Source organism: Xanthobacter sp. DMC12 (assembly GCF_056314105.1).
On record NZ_JBQUYZ010000004.1, the window covers coordinates 355,040 to 373,066 of the forward strand.

Sequence of the window (18,027 nt, forward strand, 5' to 3'; positions counted from 1 at the left end):
CCGACGCCGTGACCATGCACACCCAGCTTCCCGCCCTTCCGATCGCCGATCCGGCGGCGCTGCGTGAAGCGCTCGCCGTCGCGGACTTTGCGACCCTCGTCATGGTTCTGGTCCAGTATAGCGGCGATGAATCGGTCCTCGATCGCCATGCCCAGCACCTGGGGTCGCCTTACAATCCCGAGGTGCTGCCCGCATCGCCCGAGGCGCGGGCCGATGTCGAGCAGGCCCTCTTCGCGCTGCTCACCCAGTCGCCGCCCCCGGCGGAGCGGTCCTTCGCGCCGCAGGCGCTGAGGCGGTTGATGGAAGCGAACGTTGGCGAGCCTGTCGCCGACGAATTCATCCCGCTTCTTCTGGAACAGATGGGCTTCGAGAAGCCGGAGCCGCTGCGCAACAAGCCCGGCCGCGCGGCGCCGCCGGACACGTTCAAGGTCCTCGTCATCGGCGCCGGGCTCACCGGCATGCTCGCGGGGTTGAAGCTCGCGGAAGCGGGCTATGACTACGAGATTATTGAAAAGAACGCCGATGTGGGCGGCACATGGCTGGAGAACATCTACCCCGGCGTCGCCGTGGACACGCCCAGCCACTTCTATTCCTATTCCTTCGAGCTCAACCCCGACTGGACCCACTACATTCCCCTTGGCCATGAAGTTCAGGCTTACCTGCGACGCGTGGCTGAAAAGTATGAATTGCGCTCCCACATCCGCTTCCAGACGCGGGTGACCGAATGCATCTTTGATGCGACGGAGAGCCTCTGGCGCGTGACCGTGGAGGGCCCCGAAGGCCGGCGCGAGATCCGCGCCAATGCCGTCATCAACTGCCACGGCGTGTTGAACCGCTGGTCCCTGCCGAAGATCCCGGGCCTCGAAGACTTCAAGGGCCGCGTGGTGCATACCGCCGGCTGGGACCCGACGCTTGAGCTCAAGGGCAAGCGCATCGCCCTCATCGGCACCGGAGCCAGCGCCGCCCAGGTCGGCCCGACCGTGGCGCCGGAGGCCGCCCATCTGACCGTTTTCCAGCGCGCGCGCCATTGGGCCCTGCCCTACCAGCGGCTGCCGGTCCCGGACGGGGTACGCTGGGCGTTGCGCCACATTCCCCATTATGCGGAATGGTTCCGCTTCCGCACCTATTGGTTCACCGCCGATGGACTGTATCCCGACAGCCAGGTCGACCCGGAATGGCCCCACCAGGATGTCTCCGTCTCCGAGCGCAACGAGCGGGTGCGGCAATACTGCCTCTGGAACCTCACCACCAAGCTGGGCGACCGGCCGGACCTGATTGAGAAGCTGAAGCCGGACTATCCGGTCTTCGGCAAGCGCATCGTCATGGACGTGGATTGGTTCACCACCCTCAAACGGGACAATGTGAGCCTTGAGGATACGCCCATCGACCACATCTCCGCCGATGCCATCGTCATGAAGGACGGCCGCGAAATTCCGGTGGACGTGATCATCTGCGCCACCGGTTTTGAAATCGCGCGGATGGTCGGCAAGATGAACATCATCGGCCGTGACGGTCGCAGCCTCGGCGCCGAATGGGGCGAGGACGACCCGCGTGGCTATCTCGGCGTCGCGGTGCCGGGCTATCCGAACTACTTCCTGACCGTCGGCCCCAGTACAGGCCCGGCCCATGCCGCGGGCGTGAACCTCATCGTCGAAGCGCAGGTCCACTACATCATCGCCTGCCTCGACGCCATGCTGGCCCGTCATGCCTCCACCATCGAACCGACCCAGGCAGCGGCTGACGCATTCCACGCCGATGTGGAGCGCGTGATGAAGGGCATGGTGTGGGCCCATCCAAAGGTGCACAGCTACCACAAGAACAGCAAAGGCCGCGTCATCCTCGCCAGCCCCTATCGGCTCGTGGACTACTGGACCATGACCCGCACCCCCCGGCTGGAAGACTTTACGCTGCGCTGAATTTCCGGGCTCCAATCACGAGGGCGCCGCCGTGCCCCGCGCGGGGCGGCGCCGGTGGATGACCGCAACCGGTGCAGATATACGTATTATTGAAATCATTTTAATACGAATATTAGGCATACATGTTATTTATAATTGACATTTGCGTATTTATGCAAGACTCTGGAGTTGAAAGATGGGGCCACGAACCGGCCTAGGCGCCCTCCATCTCGATTCAGCGATGCCCGCGCCTTCACCCCTGCCGGGGAGCCGGGCCGCGCCCGCGGGACCAGCCAAAGCAGTGGGGGACGCCTTGGGAAAGGTGAAAGTGGCAATCATCGGTTCGGGTAACATTGGCACCGACCTGATGATCAAGATCATGCGCAGCGCCCGGCATCTCGAGATGGGCGCCATGGTGGGCATCGACCCCGCCTCGGATGGCCTAGCTCGCGCCCGGCGCCTCGGCATCGCGACCACCGCGGAGGGTGTGGACGGGCTGGTGCGCCTGCCCGAGTGGAACGACATCGCCATCGTGTTCGACGCCACGTCGGCCTATGCTCACAAGGCCCACTCCGCCGTGGCGGTGGCGGCGGGCAAGCAGGTCATCGACCTCACTCCGGCCGCCATCGGCCCCTATACGGTTCCCCCGGTCAATCTCGACGACCACCTGGACCAGCCCAACGTCAACATGGTGACCTGCGGCGGTCAGGCCACCATTCCCATGGTCCATGCGGTGCGCCGCGTCTCGCGCGCCCTGCCCTATGCGGAGATCGTTGCTTCCATCTCCTCGAAATCGGCCGGGCCCGGTACCCGCGCCAATATCGACGAATTCACCCAGACCACGGCCCGCGCCATCGAGACCGTGGGCGGTGCCGCCCGCGGCAAGGCGGTGATCGTGCTCAATCCCGCAGAGCCGCCGCTCATCATGCGCGATACTGTCTTCACCTTCTCCCAGGGGGCCGAGCCCGAGGCCATCGCCGCTTCGGTGGAGGCCATGGTGAAGGACGTGCAGACCTATGTGCCCGGCTACCGGCTGAAGCAGAAGGTGCAGTTCGAGCATATCGGCGGCAACGCACCGCTCGTGATCCCCGGCTACGGCACCTTCGAGGGGCTCAAATCCTCCATCTTCCTGGAGGTGGAAGGCGCCGCGCATTACCTGCCCGCCTATGCGGGCAACCTCGACATCATGACCTCGGCCGCCATGGCCACCGCCGACCGCTGGGTCGAGCGTCGCCACAAGGCGTGAAGGAGCGTCACCATGACTGCCACGACCGGCAAGCTCTACATCCAGGACGTTACCCTGCGCGACGGCATGCACGCGCTGCGCCACCAATACAGCCTCGACACGGTGGCACAGATCGCCCGTGCGCTGGACGAGGCCCGGGTGGATTCCGTGGAAATCTCCCACGGCGACGGCCTGTCGGGAGGCACCTTCAACTATGGCTTCGGCCGCCACACCGATCTTGATTGGATCGCCGCCGTGGCGGGCGCACTCAACCACGCCAAGGTGGCGGTTCTGCTGCTGCCCGGCGTCGGCACCAAGGACGACCTGAAGGCCGCCTATGAGGCGGGAGCGCGCAGCGTGCGCATCGCCACCCATTGCACCGAGGCGGACGTGGCGCGCCAGCACATCGCCTATGCCCGCGAGCTGGGCTTCGACACGGTGGGCTTTTTGATGATGGCCCACATGCTGCCGGCCGGCCAGCTGGTGGAACAGGCAAAGCTGATGGAGAGCTACGGCGCCCAGTGCGTCTATGTGGTGGATTCCGCCGGCGCGCTGCTGATGGAAGGAGTGTCCGAGCGCATCAAGGCCTTCCGCGGCGAGCTGAAGCCCGAGACGCAGGTGGGCATCCACACCCATCACAACCTCACGCTCGGCGTGGCCAATGCCGTCGTTGCCGTCCAGCACGGCGCCGCGCGGGTCGACGCCTCCCTGGCGGGCATGGGAGCGGGCGCGGGGAATGCTCCCATTGAGGCACTCATCGCCGTGCTCGACCGCATGGGCTACGCGCATGGCTGCAACCTGTTCAAGCTGATGGACGCGGCCGACAATTTGGTGCGTCCGCTGCAGGATCGCCCGGTGCGGGTTGACCGGGAAAGCCTCTCCCTGGGCTATGCCGGGGTCTATTCCAGCTTCCTGCGCCACGCCGAGAAGGCGGCCGGCACCTATGGCATCGATGCGCGCGAGATCCTCATCGAGCTCGGCCGGCGCAAGATGGTGGGCGGGCAGGAAGACATGATCGTTGACGTGGCGCTCGACCTCTCATCCCGCGGCTTGTCCCCGGCGGCCTGAGGGCAAGCTTGTCCGTTCCGCCGCACATCCCTCCTCCCGTGCGATGCGGACCTCCTGGGCCGGGCGTATCATCGGCGCTCGGCCCATTTTTCTTCTTTTACCCCGGTTGCTGAGCCCGACGGTCAGCTCGTTCCACAGCGAAGCCGATCGTCGCCGTACCGCCTAATTGGATCACGCCGTCCCCCGGTGTCTGAAGCGGTGCGTGCCAGACGGGAGTCAACGCCGCCTCAGGCGACTGCAGTCTCAGATCTGCGCATTCTCGCCGGGATGCTGCCGCCGGGCCTGAGTGCCGCGGGTGCCTGCGCGCCGAAGGTGATCCGAGCTGGGCGAGGCTCAAATGGCAAGGAGAATGCTGTGAGTGCACACCGATATGCGCCGAACCGTGCATTCCCCGTGAGCAGGGTGGGACGATGGAGCCTCGAAACCGACGTCGCCATCGTGGGGTTTGGGGCCGCCGGCGCGAGCGCCGCCATTGAGGCGGCCTCCGTAGGGGCCCAGGTGATGCTGTTCGAGGTCAGCGCCGGGAGCGGAGGCGCTTCGGCGCTCTCCGGCGGGGAGATCTATTTCGGAGGCAGCGGCGGCACGCCTGTCCAGCGCGCTGCCGGTTTTGACGACACCACCGAGGCGCTGGAGGCCTATCTTGTGATGGCCGGCGGCCCGCAGGCCGATGTGGATAAGGTCCGCATCTATTCTGAGAACAGCTTGGCTCACTACGAGTGGATGGTTGCTCAGGGCGTGCCTTACAAGGGTACATATCTGCCGGGCAGGCTGATCGAACCCGAGACCGACGACACCCTGATCTGGAGCGGCAGCGAGGAGGCTTGGCCGTTCGCCGAAGCAGCCAAGCCCGCGCCGCGCGGTCATGTCGTCCAGTGGCAGGGGTGGGGCGGGGGCCGCCTCCTGATGGATGTGCTGGAGGCGCGCTGCCGGAGCCTCGGCATCGGGATTCACTGCACGGCCCGGGTGCTGTGCCTCATCGCCGACGAGGACAGGGCAGTTCACGGACTGGTGGTGCGGCTCGACGGAAATGAGCTGTTCGTGCGTGCGCGGAGTGGCGTTGTGCTCTGCACCGGCGGTTTCGTCATGAACGAGCAGATGGTGCGACGCTACGCGCCACAGGCTGTTCGCCTGGGCAATCCAATCGGCGCAACCGACGACGGATCGGGAATTCTCATGGGTCTCAGCGTCGGCGGCGACGCAATCCATATGGACGAGTTCTTTACGACATGCCCTTGGTATCCTCCGGAAAGCCTGGTCAAGGGTGTATTTGTGAACAGCAAGGGCCAGCGGTTCATCAATGAGGACTGCTACCATGGGCGGGTCAGCCGCCTCATTGCCGATCAGCCCGGGGACAGCGTCTATCTCCTCGTGGACAACGCGCTATTCAATCGACCGATGGAACTGGCGAAGATCGACATCGCTGCCACCGGCGAGACTTGGATGGAAGTCGAAGGCGAGCTCGGCATGGTTCGCGGAACCCTCACCGCGACCATGGACGTCTACAACCACCACGCCGCGCAGGGACGCGATCCCCTGTGGAATAAGGGCGCCAAATGGCTCAAGCCCTTGACCGAGGGACCCTTCGCCGCACTGGAGCTGAAGATCGGCTACTCGTTCTTCTCATATTTTACCCTGGGAGGTCTCAACACACGGCCGACGGGCGAGGTGCTGGACCCCACCGGGGCGCCCGTTCCCGGACTTTACGCTGCCGGCCGCGCGACCTGCGGCTTGCCGCGTTGGGGCCGGGGCTATTCGTCCGGCTTGTCGCTCGCGGATTGCACCTTCTTCGGGCGCGAAGCAGGCCGATCCGCGGCGGCTCGCGCGCGGCAGGAGGCTAATGCATAACCGCCCCCGCCAGGCCTGCGGGCTGGGGCGCATCTGACCGCAGTGCAACGTGGTCAACCCCGCTCTACAGCAGGGTGCCCCCCGACGCGCGCAAGGGATTGACCTGACCCGCGTTGAAATCTAGGCAGAGACCCGCCGGCTCCGCGCCGAGCGCTTCACCTTGGCGGATACTGCCAATGGGGCGGGCGGTTCAGCCAGATACTTCCGGATGGCCTCTTCCCTGAGGCCGATGCCGCGGCCGCAGAACATCACCAATTGCTGCACAAGCTCGGTATCGTCGCCGGAATACTGAACGGTCGGACGCTCACCGACCCGCGCCACGCAGACGTTCGATCCCACATGCTCGATGAGAGCAACCACGTTAGCGACGTCGATGGGCGCGCCTTCCAGCTCGCCGGCCGTCCGCGCGCCTTCCAGCGCGGCCTTCAGCGGGGCGAGGCTGAGGCGTATGGCCCGGCGGTAGGTGAGGCGCGCATAATGGCCGTCGCCGGCAAGGCTAGCGTACAGGACCCGGATGCTATCCGAGCTGGGCTGTGCCAGCCCGCGCACGCAATTGGTCATATAAGCCCGCATCATCCACACTAGGCCGCGTGCATCCGGTGTCATGACCCCGATGGATCGGAACGAGGCATCCTGGTCGCGGATCAGCTTGCGCAGGACCGCGCAATAGAGAGCGTCCTTGGAGGGAAAGTGGCGGAAGATGAGGGCTTCCGACACCCCCGCCTCGGCGGCGATCCGCTGTGTCTTGGCGCCCTCGCGCCCGTGTTCGGCGAAAACCTTGGAGGCGGCGTCCAAGATGGATGCGCGCCGATCGGCCTTAAGCAGGCGCTTGCGTGTCATCAAAACGATCTGATCCATCCAAGAGGCAAAGGGTGTCATCGCACCGACGCGCCGAACGAGGCGAGCCGATGACATCGTACATCCTATTTCTCATGGCTTGGACCAGTCGGTGTCAATCATGGAGTGAGCCATCACCAACCGGTTTGTCGGGCTCAGAGCAAGCCCCCTCGCCGGACGCCCTCCACAGGCGCCCGCCCCTCTCGGAACGACCAGGGAAACCCTTGGACAACATGCCGCCTCACCCCCGGCGCCAGCGGAGCAGCCGCACCCGTCCGCCTTCAGGTGTCCAGCCCAAGGATCGACCGGGCGACGGGCGCGAGTTGCGGGGCCTCGCGCTGGGTGAGGAAGGCGATACGCCCGTCGATCATCTCCCGTGTCATGTCTGGCTGGGTGTCGATCCAGAAGGCACCGGCCATGAGCTTGTCGAAGATGATGCGGCAAGCCGCATCGAGGTCCATGCCGTAGCTCGCCATCAGATCCCGCATCACGGCACGATGCCGGGCTGCGCCCTCGGGCTCACCCGCGCCCGCGCTTGCCTCGAAGATCCGAGTCTTAACCATGCCGGGGACGATGGTGGAGACCTGGATCGGCTTGCCCGTCATCTCCATCTCTAGATAAAGGCACTCCGAGAAGGACTGAATGGCGTGCTTGCTCATGATGTAGGCGGTCTGGGTCGGCATCACCCCAAACGAACCCACTGAGGCAAGGTTGGCGATGCAGGCTGGCCGGCCGCTCGCCAGCATCCGCGGAGCGAAGGCGCGTACACCGTGGACCACCCCATGGATATTCACGTCGAGGGTCCGCTCCCAGCGTTCAGCCGGAATTTCCCACGTCAGGCCCAGGGTTTCGATGCCGGCATTGTTCACCAGCAACCGGACGTCGCCGAAGCGCGCGTGCACCTCGGCGGCGAGACGGTCAAGCTCCTCCGGGCGGGAGACATCCACACGCACTGCGAGGGCCTCGCCGCCCTGGTCCCGGAGGTCCTGCGCCACGGCCTCCGCACCCTCGCCCGAAATATCGGCGACCACGACCTTCATCCCGAGGGCGCCGGCGCGCCGGGCGAGACCCTCGCCAATGCCCGCCGCAGCGCCGGTGATGACGGCCACGCCGCCGGCAAAATCCCCGCTCTCGATGCTCATGTGCTCTTCCTGCATGGCTGGCGCCCCCGGTCGGGGGCTTGCGTGTCACCGTCCGGCGGCCGCCGCTGCGAAGCGGACCTTCAGCCAATCGCCTGCGTCGTCGATGGCGGCCTGCGCCCCATCGATGAGGCCGAGCCACGACACGAAGCCGTGCACCATTCCCGTGTACCGGCGCGTCAGCACAGGCACACCTGCCGCCACCAGAAGCTGCCCATATCGCTCGGCATCGTCGCGCGAGGGATCGATCTCCGCGGTCTGGACGAAGGCCGGCGGTAGCCCGGCATGGGAGGCCGCGCGGGCAGGCGACGCCAGGGGGTCGTGCTGGGAGACTTCGGGGTTCGCCAGATAGTGCCGCCAGAAGAAATGGATGTCGGACGCGCTCAGGATCGGCGCATCCTTCAATTCCCGCATGGAGGCGGTTTCCTGCGAGGGGTAGTTGCAGGAGCCGTAGAGCAGCAGCTGGGCGCACAGCGCCGGGCCGCCCGCATCCCGTGCACGCAGGGCGACGCCTGCCGCCAGCACCGCGCCAGCGCTGTCGCCGGCCACGGCGAGCAGGCCGGGCGTCCCGCCGATCTCCTGCGCATGGGCCGCCGCCCAGAGGGTGGCGGCCCAGCAATCATCCGGCGCGGCCGGAAAAGGATGCTCGGGGGCGAGGCGGTAATCGACGGAGACCACCACACTTTCCGCAGCGTGGCACAGGCCCCGACAGATCATGTCCTGGGTGTCGAGGTCGCCCACCACCCAGCCGCCGCCATGGAAATACACGAGCATCGGCGCGGGGGTGCCGGTGGCCGGCGTGTAAATGCGCAAGCGCAGCGCGCCCACCGGCCCGGCGATGGTGCGTTCGGACACCGCACCGATGGGCAGCTGGACCTGCGGAAAGAAAGCCGTGGCCTGCCGCACTAAATCCCGCAATGTGGATACAGGAACGCTCTCCACCTTTGGAAACTGGGCGGCGCCGGCAATGAACGGCGCCAGTTGGGGATGAATATTGAGGGTCATTCCCGACACCTCACAGCTCGGTCTTGGTGAACATGTTGTCGGGATACCCCGGGAACACGTAGTCCAACTCAAACACCAGCTTCTCGCCCAGCGCTCCAGCCGCGAAAATGTCGGTCTCCACAAAGGCCTGCACCGCATTGCGGCCATAGGTCTCCCGCGGGGTCGCGCCAAACAACGGCGAGGCGTCGAGGCGTGCATCCACCTCCGGACTGCCGCGGCGGGAGCGGTTGCACAGGAGGTTGATGCGGCCCTTGAACTGGCGGTCGCTCTCGGCGAGTGCCTTCAGCTTCGCCATGGTGTCCTCGATCCACTCGAGCGACTCCACAAGGATACCGACATGGAACCCGTATTCCGGATCACTCGCCTGAGCCGAACGATATGAGGCGACGGCAGGATGCTCATGACCGCGCCCCACGCCGAGCCCCTCGCGGATGGCGGCATAGAGCGCACGATCGGCAGCCGGAAGGGCGGACATGTAGACGATGCCCTCGGCACGGGTCGGGACGGTTGCATCAATGAGAAGCTGGTAGAAGCGGCTGCCGTCCGGCAACGGGATGTCCTGCACCACGCTGAAGCCCAGCACCTCCAGCAGGCGCGCGGCCAGGGGGCCTTCGTCGGGGTTGCGATAGTTCAGAGCGATGTGGCTGACCGTGCGCCTAACGTGCGCGGCAGTTGGCGCGGCGACCATGTTCATGGGCATCCTCCTCATGGGCCTTGGGTCCGGTTCGATGGTCCGGCCGATAATGTCGCCGGCAGATCAGATGCCGGGCTCGTGGCTCGTCTCCGCACCCTGAGGCGCATCTTATACTAGTTTGTACTTACTTATTATAGCTTTCGTCACGCGCCTCGACACCTTCGCCTCACACCGCCAGCCGAAAGCCTGACGCGGCCGCCAGCGCCTCTGGCGCGCCGGGAAGCGCGGCGTGGTAGTGGCCGGCAGACCAGCCCCCGTCCACGGCAAGCTCCGCGCCGGTGATGTAGGATGCCTCGTCCGAGCAGAGAAAAAGGCTTGCCTGTGCGACCTCCTGCGGCTCGCCGATCCGCTGCAGCGGAACTCCCTCATATCCACGATTGCGCGCCGTACCCTCGAACCGCATGGGGTTGCCCATGGAGGTGTCGATGCCGCCGGGGTGGAGCGAATTCACCCGCACCCCGAGATGGCCATATTCCAGCGCCGCCGACCGCGTCAGCCCGCGCAGCGCCCATTTGCTCGCGACATAAGCGGCGGCTCCGTTACTGCCCCGCAAGCCATCCACGGACGAGATGTTGACGATCGCGCCCCGACGCGCCGCTTTCATCACCCGCCCAGCGTGCTTGATGCCGAGAAGAGCGCCCTTCACGTTGATGGCCATCACGCGATCGAAATCGGCGGTCTCCAGGTGCTCGATATCGGCGAAATGGACCACGCCGGCATTGTTGACCAGCCCGTCAAGGCGCCCCCACCGTGCCACCGTTTCGGCCACCGCCGCCTCCCAGGCGCGCTCGTCGGCGACCGACAGGGACTGGAAGGCAGCATTGGGCCCGAGGGCCTCCGCCAACGCCTCACCTTCCGCCGCAGCCACATCGGCCACAACCACCCGCGCGCCTTCAGCCACGAAGAGCCGGCAGGTCTCGGCCCCCATGCCCCGGGCGCCCCCGGTGACGATCACAACCTTGTCTTTGAGCCGTTCCATCCCGCTTCTCCAGCAATGCGTACTCAGAGGGGTCAGGCCGCATCGCGAATGGGACACCCGGCATCCGCGAGACACGTCGCGCTGGGCGCCCGGCCCTGCCCGATCCATTGCCGCCCCGCCATGAATTCCGCCGGCATGTTCACCGCCTCCACCGCCAGAAGGACGCCATCGTCCGCCAAGTGGAACACGGCAAACCGACCGGCCTCCGGCGCACCGCGCATCACACGGCGCGCGGCACCGGAGATGAGGCCCGCAATCTGCAGCTTCACGTCATATTGGTCGGACCAGAACCAGGGCACTTCTTCCGCCGGCTGCGGCTTGCCGCACAGGCGAAGGGCGAGGCGGCGGGCCTGCTCCAGGGCGCTCTGCACGCTTTCAAGCCGCCCGGCGCCTCCGCCGCGCGGCAGGGGCCGGCACGTCACGTCGCCGATGGCGAACACCTGTGGATCGCTGGTAGCGCCATCGGAATCCACCACGACCCCGCCAAGGCAGGCCAGCCCGGCGGACTGCGCCAAGTCGCTCTCTGGCTCCGCGCCGACGCCCAGCAGCACAAGGTCCGCATCCAGCCGGCGCCCGTCGTCGCACAGCACCGCCGTCAGGCGGCCTTCGTTGCCCTCGATACACGTCACACCCGCACCGGATAGGACCGAAACACCGTGGCGCGCATGCAGCGCCGCATAGAAATCGCTGATCTCGGGGCTCGCCACCCGCGCCAGCACTCGCCCTTCGCGTTCCACCACGCTCACCTCGAGCCCCAACGCGCGTGCTGCGGCCGCCACTTCAAGCCCGATGTAGCCGCCGCCGACGATGACCAGGCGGCGCCCCGGCACCAGTGCCGCGCGCAGCGCATCGGCATCAGCCAGAGTGCGCAGGATGAAGATGCCGGCGAGATCACTCCCCGGCACCGCTAGCCGGCGCGGCCTGACGCCCGTGGCCAGCACCAGGATGTCATAGGCCAGGCTCGTGCCATCAGCGAGACGAATACCTCGCGCCGTTCGGTCGATCGCCTCCACTCTCTGGCCAAGGCACAGCGCGATACCCTGTTCCGCATAATAAGACGGCGTACGCAGCATCAGCGCGTCCGGCTCAAGCTCCCCTTTCAGCCACGCCTTGGACAGCGGCGGGCGCTGGTAGGGATGATACGGCTCGGCTCCCACAAGGGTCAAAGAACCGCGCCAGCCCTGCTGCCGGAGCAGCGAAGCGAGCGTGCCGCCGGCATGGCCGGCGCCCACAATAACGAGGGAGCGGCCAGGGGCCGCATCCTGAACACCGCCATAAGGGCCAGAGGACGAAATCATACGCAACGTTCGCTTCATGCTGGCGGCATTGGAAAGGCACGCGCCCCCTGGACAAGGATGAAAAAGGCAAGGCACCTGTCCGCCCTGCCCCTCGCATCACAGGTTGAGGAAAAGACTGCCAAGCAGATTGAGCGAGCTTCCCTCGTTCTTGGTGTAGGTAAAGCTCGGATTTTCCGTATAGGACAGCCCCAACGTCGCATACACACCCGGCGCCATATGAGCCGTATAGGTCATCACATAGCTCTGACTGGTCGTGTTAGCAAATATATTCGTATATGCTGAATACTTGTTTACATAGTCACGGGCATATTTGCTGATCCCGTTGTAATTGTAAACGAAACTCAGCTGATCCTTTGGACGAGACTCGAAAGGTCCGAGGAAATATACACGCGCCTCATAATACTCGCTGAACGGCAGATTGCTTTCCGAACCCCACATGCCCGACGCGCCGATGTACATTCCGCGATATGAGGTAAACAGGGAGCTTGGATCAAATTGTAGAACCTGTATATCTCCAAGAATATAACCCGCGCCGATGCCAGTATTCGTCCCGCCATTCTGGAAATTGAAGAAGGTCGAGTCGTTATACATCACACCGCCACGGATCCAAGTTCCGTAGACGCCGGGGAGCGCCGGAATTTTAAGCCCGACCTCATCCATCAACAGCATGCCGCCATTTGGCACATTAAAGTCAAACCCGGTCGGATTATAGATGGCATTATCATAGAGCGGGCTGGAGGTCGGTCCGCCAATGGGAAGGCTACGCATGATGCCGGCCTGGTTGTAGATCACCTCGTTGATGTGCCAGGTGACGCGCGCCGTCGGCTGACTCATCGGAGCTGCCGAAAGGCCCATCTCATAAGGGATGCTGGCCGACACACCGAGCGGGCTCGCAAGATTACCGCCGATGAAGGCGCCGATCCACTCCACCGCATTGGAGACGTAGCCGATCTTGATCTCAAGCTTCTTGTCGAACAGCGTCTGGTACCAGGACAGGCCACCGAGGCCGAGATAGTTCGCTGTATAAGGTTCCCAGCTGCTAATACTGCCCACACCTGCGACCAGTATCTGGCCATCCGGAACGCCCCATCGACTGGTGTCGTAGGTGAGGTAGGCGGTTCCGATGGCGAGGCCCGACGGCTGCTGCCCCCAATATTGCTGGTTGCTTGGCAGGCCGGTGTCGAGGATTGGACCGGGGCCGTTACGTGGCACAGCGAGCGTGTTGAAGGCCCCGATCGACGTGATGTTCGCGACCACGCCGAAACCCTGCTCCGCCAACGCGGACCGCCAGCCACCGTAGTCTTGCAGAACTGAGTCCTCGAACCCCGGGTACGGGATGTTCAGACCCTTGATGCTGTATTTGTTGAGGCGTGAAACCCCCTCATTCATAGCTAGAATGCGATCGACATCGGCATCCGAAAGCTTGAAGTCCGGCGGGAGACCGAGGGCGGCGCGCGCGGCGGCGGCCTTCCCGTTCTGTGAAGGGGCCGCCGCCTGATTGCCCGAAGAAGCCTTTGCGGACTTCTTCTTCTGTGTCTTCGGGGGCGTGGCCGCGCCCGCGTCTGCCGGCGCCGAGGCGGCCTGCTGGCCGGATGCGTTCGTGGAGGCGGCCTGTTGCGCGCCCGCGGGCAGAGCCCCGGCAATACAGAAGGCGACCGCAAGAGCCACTGAGCACGCCGGCACTGGCCGAACCTGTGCCGCGCCGCTCACCCCACAAGGCGAATGAGGGATTGCCGCTTCCAAAATCGGCCGACTACCCGTGAAGTCCTTCACCACGACGCCCTCCGTTCAAGTTTTTCTTTAAGCAATCGCTGAACCCAAAGACGACCGGGCTCCGGTCGTGACCGCGACGGCCCAACCCACCCGATGAAATTAGTGTCGCGACTGCCCGCCCCCTCCGGCCCGCTCGTTATCTGGCGATCCCGGAACAACATCACTTCCCGCGAGCCGCTCAGCGAAATCTCGCAAATCTATTTCGGCGGCCTGGCGGTTCCTTGCCGAAGCCCTCTGGAGCATTTAACGACAGGATCGCGCGCTACATCTTCCTGCCGCCACCGAATACTTGATCAACCGAGATGGAAGCTTCGGCCTGCATGCCGACCCGTGGCGAGGCTTCGGCCCAATTGATCAGCCCGGCACCCAAGATGATGGCGCCGACCGCGAGTCCGCTCGCGACAGCCCTGCCGGCCGTGAGGACCCGCACGACGGCGCCGCCAAGGGCTCTCCGAACGTGGATCCGACGGTTGTCACGGGCCGAGCATTGTGAAGTCGCCTGATACATGGCCACTCCTCCCGTTGGCGTATTCCTCAAGGCGCCGCATCATTGGCGGCGGCGCTTCCCGTCTTGGCGCTGGCGACACAGCCAGTGCGAGTGATGATCCGTGCATCGTCACGCCAGGCGCGGCGCTGCAATTCTCGTCGGTCAGCGCCCCGGAGCGCGCCTTACATCTGCGTCTGCCACGACCGTGCGGTCCGCTTCTCGCCCGAGAAGCGTGCGCAGCAGCGGACAGGAGGACCGACACGCCTCAGGGAATGTGCCCTTGCGCCCTCGCGCTCCCGCCGAACCACCCCCGGATGGATTCACGACTGTCGCCATTGCACCCTCCCGTTACCAAGCCCCGGGCGGGGGGGGGGGGGGGGGGGGGGGGGGGCGGCCGGGGGGGCGGGGGGGGGGGGGGGGCGGCCCCCCCCCCCCCCCCCCCCCCCCCCGCACCCCCCCCCCCCCCCCCCCCCCCCCCCCCCCCCGCCCGGGCGATGCCGTCACGCGGCGCGCGCGCCGCCCATGATGAACGGGGAGATGGGGGCCTCGGCCGGATACTGGACCGGGGGGCCGAAGTCGTAGGCCTGATTCAGGGTGCGGATGAAGACCGGATCAGACAAGGGGTCGGACGGCGGCGTGATGTCAATGCCCTTGGACCGCACATCCTTGATCAGTGTTTCGAACACCTGGTCGAAGGTGAGATCGGCCGAACGATCCATGTTCTTCTTCAACTCGGCGTAATCCTCGAAGACCTCGGCGGACCAGTGCACGAGGAAGCGCAGATCATTGGTGGAATGACGGGCGATCACCTTGTCGCCGGTCTTGAGCAGCCACTGGTTACGATCGGACGGATCGCCCTCGAAGACGGTTTCGAATGCGAGCCCTTCGGGAGACTGCTGCTCCGCCGGGCCATTGGCCTCGCCGCGGTGGATCATCATCTCGTTCTGCACCAGCACGCCGCGATTGTAGATGGGCGGCAGCAGGCGGCGAGGTGCGTTGATGGGGCCGTCCGGCCAGTAGGTGAAGCCGCTGCCCGTGTCATGGGAGAACCAGGTGATGACCTGGGCCATCTTGATCAGATAATCCTTGAACAGGCCCGACTTGCCCATCACCGAGCACAGCCAGGTGGGCGCGCTCTCGTAGCGGATGCCGCGGAAGCTCGGGGTGTCGAGATGGCCGGGGTCGCGGTTCGCGCAGGGGCCGTTGATGTTGAAGAGCATCATCTGGGGCTTTGCATATTTCGCACCCCAATAGCTCTTCGCATACTCGATGAAGGCCGGATTGTAGAAGCAATCGGCGATCTCGGGATAGAGAGCCGTCGAATAATTGGCGTAGAAACCACGGAAGGTCGGCGTCAGGAACATGTCGAGCGTCGGGGTCACCCCCTCCGGCATCGCGCCCGACAGCGTCGCGATGAGCGCGTCCGCCGAACTGAAATGCTGGGCGATGATGAGCTTCCACGGACCGTTGCGATGCACCACGTCGAGAAGGCGCTCGCGCTGGTCGTCGGTATAGACGTTCTCCAGCTCGCGCGGCGGCGCGACCGGGCGGAGGATGTCCGACAGAGTTTCCCTGCGGAGTTGTGCCTGCATCTTTCACTCCCTGCATGTTGGCGGCCGCGAGAGGCGGCACGTCTTAATTTTTGTTGTCTTGAATTATATGAAGCTGGAACCGGTACGCAACATCCAAATCGCCTTTCGCGTAATTTTTATATTTCAATGCTACGCATTTGATGGATCCATCGCACGAAATGGCGTGCACTGCGAATTCGCACATCCGTCCTTGCCCGGAGGAAGCGGATGCATTCAGCCCGGGAGGCTGTGGGGCGGAGTGCGCTCGATCATAACTAAGTGACTATTTACTGCGATTTCTGACCGGCGCCAATAGCTCGCGCAACCGGAAAGTGCGGTTTATCCTGCGAAAGGCAGCCGCATCTGGGCGGCAGAAAAGAACGCCCGCAACGCCCTGATGCGGCATCCCGCATCGAACACAATCACCTCGTGGATGGTCAGCACCAGAGGCGTTTCCCCGGGGCGCTTCATCTCCATCTCGAATCGCATGAGCACTTCGGGACCGCAGGCGATGAACAGATCCATTCGCGGATCGAAGGCATAGCCATTGCCCTCGGCCAGACGCCAGAAAGCGCGCACCGCCTCCAGCCCCTGCAGCGCCGGGCTGCCCACCGGATCTTCCACCACCACGTCCTCGGCGAAGAGGGCCGCACGGGCGTCCGCATCCCCATCGCGCCAGCTGGCGAGGTAGGCATCGCACACGGCGCGCATGCGCGCGGGATCTGGCCCCGGAGCAGCCGCCAGCAAGGCGTGCGCCATCTCCTCCGCATTAACGGTCATCGCGTCCCCCTTCCGTCCGGCCCCGGCAGCTGTCAGGCGGGGACAGCCACGGTTTCGTCGGCGGCGAGCGCCGGATAATCGATGAAGCCCGTGGCATCGCCGGCATAGAAGGTGCGGCGGTCGGGCTCCGCGAGGGGCGCGCCGCTGCGGAAGCGCTCCACGAGGTCGGGATTACTGATGTAGAGGCGCCCGAAGGAGGCCGCATCGGCGAGGCCGTGCGCCAGCATTTCCCGCGCGCGCTCCAGGGTGAGGTCGTTGTTGCCGATCACCGCGCCGCGCCAGCGCCGGCGCACGAAGGGCAGCGGATCAAGGCCCGCGATGGGCGCGTTGATCACATGCACATAAGCAAGGCCCAGCCTGTCCACCGCCGCCAGAAGCGCCCCATAGGTCTCCGCGGGCGTGTCGTCCGTCATGTCATTGAAGGTATTGCCGGGCGAAATGCGAAAGCCGACGCGTCCCGGCCCGATGGCCGCCGCCAGCGCCTCCAGCACCTCCACCACGAATCGTGCGCGGTTGGCCGGGGAGCCGCCATAGCGATCCGTGCGCTGATTCGTGCCCGTAGCGAGAAACTGCATCGGCAGGTAGCCGGACGTGCAATGCAGTTCCACCCCGTCGAAGCCGGCGGCAACAGCGTTGCGCGCCGCGCCCGCATGCTCCTCGACAATCCCGGCGATCTCGCCCGTCTCCAGCGCCCGCGGCACCGGGCACGGGGCCATTCCGTTCACCGTATACACATCGGCGCGCGAGCGGATGGCCGAAGGCGCTACGGTTTGTGCCGCAGCATGCTTGTTGGCCGGCGCCCCCACTCGCCCGCAATGCATGAGCTGCATGACCATGCTGCCGCCCAGTGCCCGCACCCCGCGGGTGACTACCTGCCAGGCGGCGATCTGCTCCGGCTCGTGGATGCCGGGGGTGCGGAAATAGCCCTTGCCGTGCACGCTGGGCTGCACGCCCTCGCTGACGATGAGGCCGGCGCTGGAGCGCTGACGGTAATATTGCGCCACCTCCGCGGTCGGCTCATCCCGATCGCCCGCCCGGCAACGCGTCATGGGCGCCATCACGATGCGGTTGGACAGGCTGAGATCGCCAAGACGCAGGGGGGAAAACAGGTCGGTCATCCGCAGGCACTCCCAGGCGCTTTGGCGCCGGCCCTGCGGGGCCGCGGCGCGGCGTGGTTCAGCGATGGGCCCGGAGCGGGTGAAGTACATCATTGGCATGATGCCCCCGTCGGCCGGGCTGCCGCGCCGTCGTGCATCTCAGATACGCACCTGACGGCCGACAGCAGCGGCCTTACGCGCAATCGCGTATAATTCATGTCATTATAAATCGCATATTGCAATGCATCTACGCATTGAATGCGTTTTTGCGTAGCCTCACGCCAAATCTATCCGCATTCTCCGACCACCGAGCGGGCGCAGGCCATCCGGCCGA

Annotated in this window: 15 protein-coding genes; 4 read left to right on the plus strand and 11 right to left on the minus strand. The window is 65.3% G+C overall.

Annotation, left to right across the window (positions count from 1 at the left end; translation table 11 throughout):
• The first annotated feature begins 14 nt into the window (after positions 1–14).
• The 4 genes from ACT535_RS17165 to ACT535_RS17180 all read left to right on the plus strand — a co-directional run bounded on the left by ACT535_RS17165 (position 15) and on the right by ACT535_RS17180 (position 6,033).
• The gene (locus tag ACT535_RS17165) at positions 15–1,916 is read left to right on the plus strand and encodes a flavin-containing monooxygenase (RefSeq protein ID WP_476365456.1); all 1,902 of its coding nucleotides are present in this window, start codon (positions 15–17) and stop codon (positions 1,914–1,916) included.
• A 292-nt stretch (positions 1,917–2,208) separates the two neighbouring features.
• Positions 2,209–3,141, plus strand: a complete 933-nt coding sequence (locus ACT535_RS17170; protein WP_476365347.1) for an acetaldehyde dehydrogenase (acetylating) — start codon at positions 2,209–2,211, stop codon at positions 3,139–3,141.
• A 12-nt stretch (positions 3,142–3,153) separates the two neighbouring features.
• Positions 3,154–4,188, plus strand: coding sequence for a 4-hydroxy-2-oxovalerate aldolase (gene dmpG, locus ACT535_RS17175; RefSeq protein WP_476365348.1), 1,035 nt, complete (start codon positions 3,154–3,156; stop codon positions 4,186–4,188).
• A gap of 267 nt (positions 4,189–4,455) precedes the next feature.
• Positions 4,456–6,033, plus strand: a complete 1,578-nt coding sequence (locus ACT535_RS17180; protein WP_476365457.1) for an FAD-dependent oxidoreductase — start codon at positions 4,456–4,458, stop codon at positions 6,031–6,033.
• Positions 6,034–6,153: 120 nt separating this feature from the next.
• On the opposite strand, the gene ACT535_RS17185 is transcribed toward ACT535_RS17180, so the two are convergent.
• The 11 genes from ACT535_RS17185 to ACT535_RS17235 form a co-directional block, all read right to left on the minus strand.
• Positions 6,154–6,873 carry a TetR/AcrR family transcriptional regulator gene (locus ACT535_RS17185; protein WP_476365349.1) on the minus strand — a complete coding sequence of 240 codons (720 nt, stop codon included), beginning with the start codon at positions 6,871–6,873 and terminating at the stop codon, positions 6,154–6,156.
• Positions 6,874–7,151: 278 nt separating this feature from the next.
• Positions 7,152–8,012 (minus strand): SDR family NAD(P)-dependent oxidoreductase, encoded by an 861-nt coding sequence (locus ACT535_RS17190; protein ID WP_476365350.1) that lies wholly within the window; start codon positions 8,010–8,012, stop codon positions 7,152–7,154.
• A gap of 45 nt (positions 8,013–8,057) precedes the next feature.
• Positions 8,058–9,014 (minus strand): alpha/beta hydrolase, encoded by a 957-nt coding sequence (locus ACT535_RS17195; RefSeq protein ID WP_476365351.1) that lies wholly within the window; start codon positions 9,012–9,014, stop codon positions 8,058–8,060.
• Between the two features lie 10 nt (positions 9,015–9,024).
• Positions 9,025–9,708, minus strand: a complete 684-nt coding sequence (locus ACT535_RS17200; protein WP_210254558.1) for a hypothetical protein — start codon at positions 9,706–9,708, stop codon at positions 9,025–9,027.
• Positions 9,709–9,874: 166 nt separating this feature from the next.
• Positions 9,875–10,687, minus strand: a complete 813-nt coding sequence (locus ACT535_RS17205; protein ID WP_476365352.1) for an SDR family NAD(P)-dependent oxidoreductase — start codon at positions 10,685–10,687, stop codon at positions 9,875–9,877.
• 32 nt (positions 10,688–10,719) lie between these two features.
• Positions 10,720–11,919 (minus strand): NAD(P)/FAD-dependent oxidoreductase, encoded by a 1,200-nt coding sequence (locus ACT535_RS17210; RefSeq protein WP_476365353.1) that lies wholly within the window; start codon positions 11,917–11,919, stop codon positions 10,720–10,722.
• 162 nt (positions 11,920–12,081) lie between these two features.
• Positions 12,082–13,761: a carbohydrate porin gene (locus ACT535_RS17215; RefSeq protein WP_476365354.1), complete on the minus strand. Its 1,680-nt coding sequence runs from the start codon at positions 13,759–13,761 to the stop codon at positions 12,082–12,084.
• 259 nt (positions 13,762–14,020) lie between these two features.
• On the minus strand, positions 14,021–14,266 hold the full coding sequence (locus ACT535_RS17220) for a hypothetical protein (RefSeq protein ID WP_476365355.1): 246 nt from the start codon (positions 14,264–14,266) through the stop codon (positions 14,021–14,023).
• Positions 14,267–14,745: 479 nt separating this feature from the next.
• Positions 14,746–15,837, minus strand: a complete 1,092-nt coding sequence (locus ACT535_RS17225; protein ID WP_476365356.1) for a hypothetical protein — start codon at positions 15,835–15,837, stop codon at positions 14,746–14,748.
• 318 nt (positions 15,838–16,155) lie between these two features.
• Positions 16,156–16,596: a nuclear transport factor 2 family protein gene (locus ACT535_RS17230; RefSeq protein WP_476365357.1), complete on the minus strand. Its 441-nt coding sequence runs from the start codon at positions 16,594–16,596 to the stop codon at positions 16,156–16,158.
• Positions 16,597–16,628: 32 nt separating this feature from the next.
• Positions 16,629–17,714, minus strand: a complete 1,086-nt coding sequence (locus ACT535_RS17235; protein WP_476365358.1) for an alkene reductase — start codon at positions 17,712–17,714, stop codon at positions 16,629–16,631.
• Between the last annotated feature and the right edge of the window lie 313 nt (positions 17,715–18,027).

What these genes read in the sequence shown, in the direction of transcription:
- ACT535_RS17165 (WP_476365456.1), top strand. Translation starts at nt 15, where the DNA reads ATGCACACCCAGCTTCCCGCCCTTCCGATCGCCGATCCGGCGGCGCTG.
- dmpG (WP_476365348.1), top strand. Translation starts at nt 3,154, where the DNA reads ATGACTGCCACGACCGGCAAGCTCTACATCCAGGACGTTACCCTGCGC.
- ACT535_RS17180 (WP_476365457.1), top strand. Translation starts at nt 4,456, where the DNA reads ATGCTGCCGCCGGGCCTGAGTGCCGCGGGTGCCTGCGCGCCGAAGGTG.
- ACT535_RS17185 (WP_476365349.1), bottom strand. Translation starts at nt 6,873, where the DNA reads ATGACACGCAAGCGCCTGCTTAAGGCCGATCGGCGCGCATCCATCTTG.
- ACT535_RS17190 (WP_476365350.1), bottom strand. Translation starts at nt 8,012, where the DNA reads ATGAGCATCGAGAGCGGGGATTTTGCCGGCGGCGTGGCCGTCATCACC.
- ACT535_RS17195 (WP_476365351.1), bottom strand. Translation starts at nt 9,014, where the DNA reads ATGACCCTCAATATTCATCCCCAACTGGCGCCGTTCATTGCCGGCGCC.
- ACT535_RS17200 (WP_210254558.1), bottom strand. Translation starts at nt 9,708, where the DNA reads ATGAACATGGTCGCCGCGCCAACTGCCGCGCACGTTAGGCGCACGGTC.
- ACT535_RS17205 (WP_476365352.1), bottom strand. Translation starts at nt 10,687, where the DNA reads ATGGAACGGCTCAAAGACAAGGTTGTGATCGTCACCGGGGGCGCCCGG.
- ACT535_RS17220 (WP_476365355.1), bottom strand. Translation starts at nt 14,266, where the DNA reads ATGTATCAGGCGACTTCACAATGCTCGGCCCGTGACAACCGTCGGATC.
- ACT535_RS17225 (WP_476365356.1), bottom strand. Translation starts at nt 15,837, where the DNA reads ATGCAGGCACAACTCCGCAGGGAAACTCTGTCGGACATCCTCCGCCCG.
- ACT535_RS17230 (WP_476365357.1), bottom strand. Translation starts at nt 16,596, where the DNA reads ATGACCGTTAATGCGGAGGAGATGGCGCACGCCTTGCTGGCGGCTGCT.
- ACT535_RS17235 (WP_476365358.1), bottom strand. Translation starts at nt 17,714, where the DNA reads ATGACCGACCTGTTTTCCCCCCTGCGTCTTGGCGATCTCAGCCTGTCC.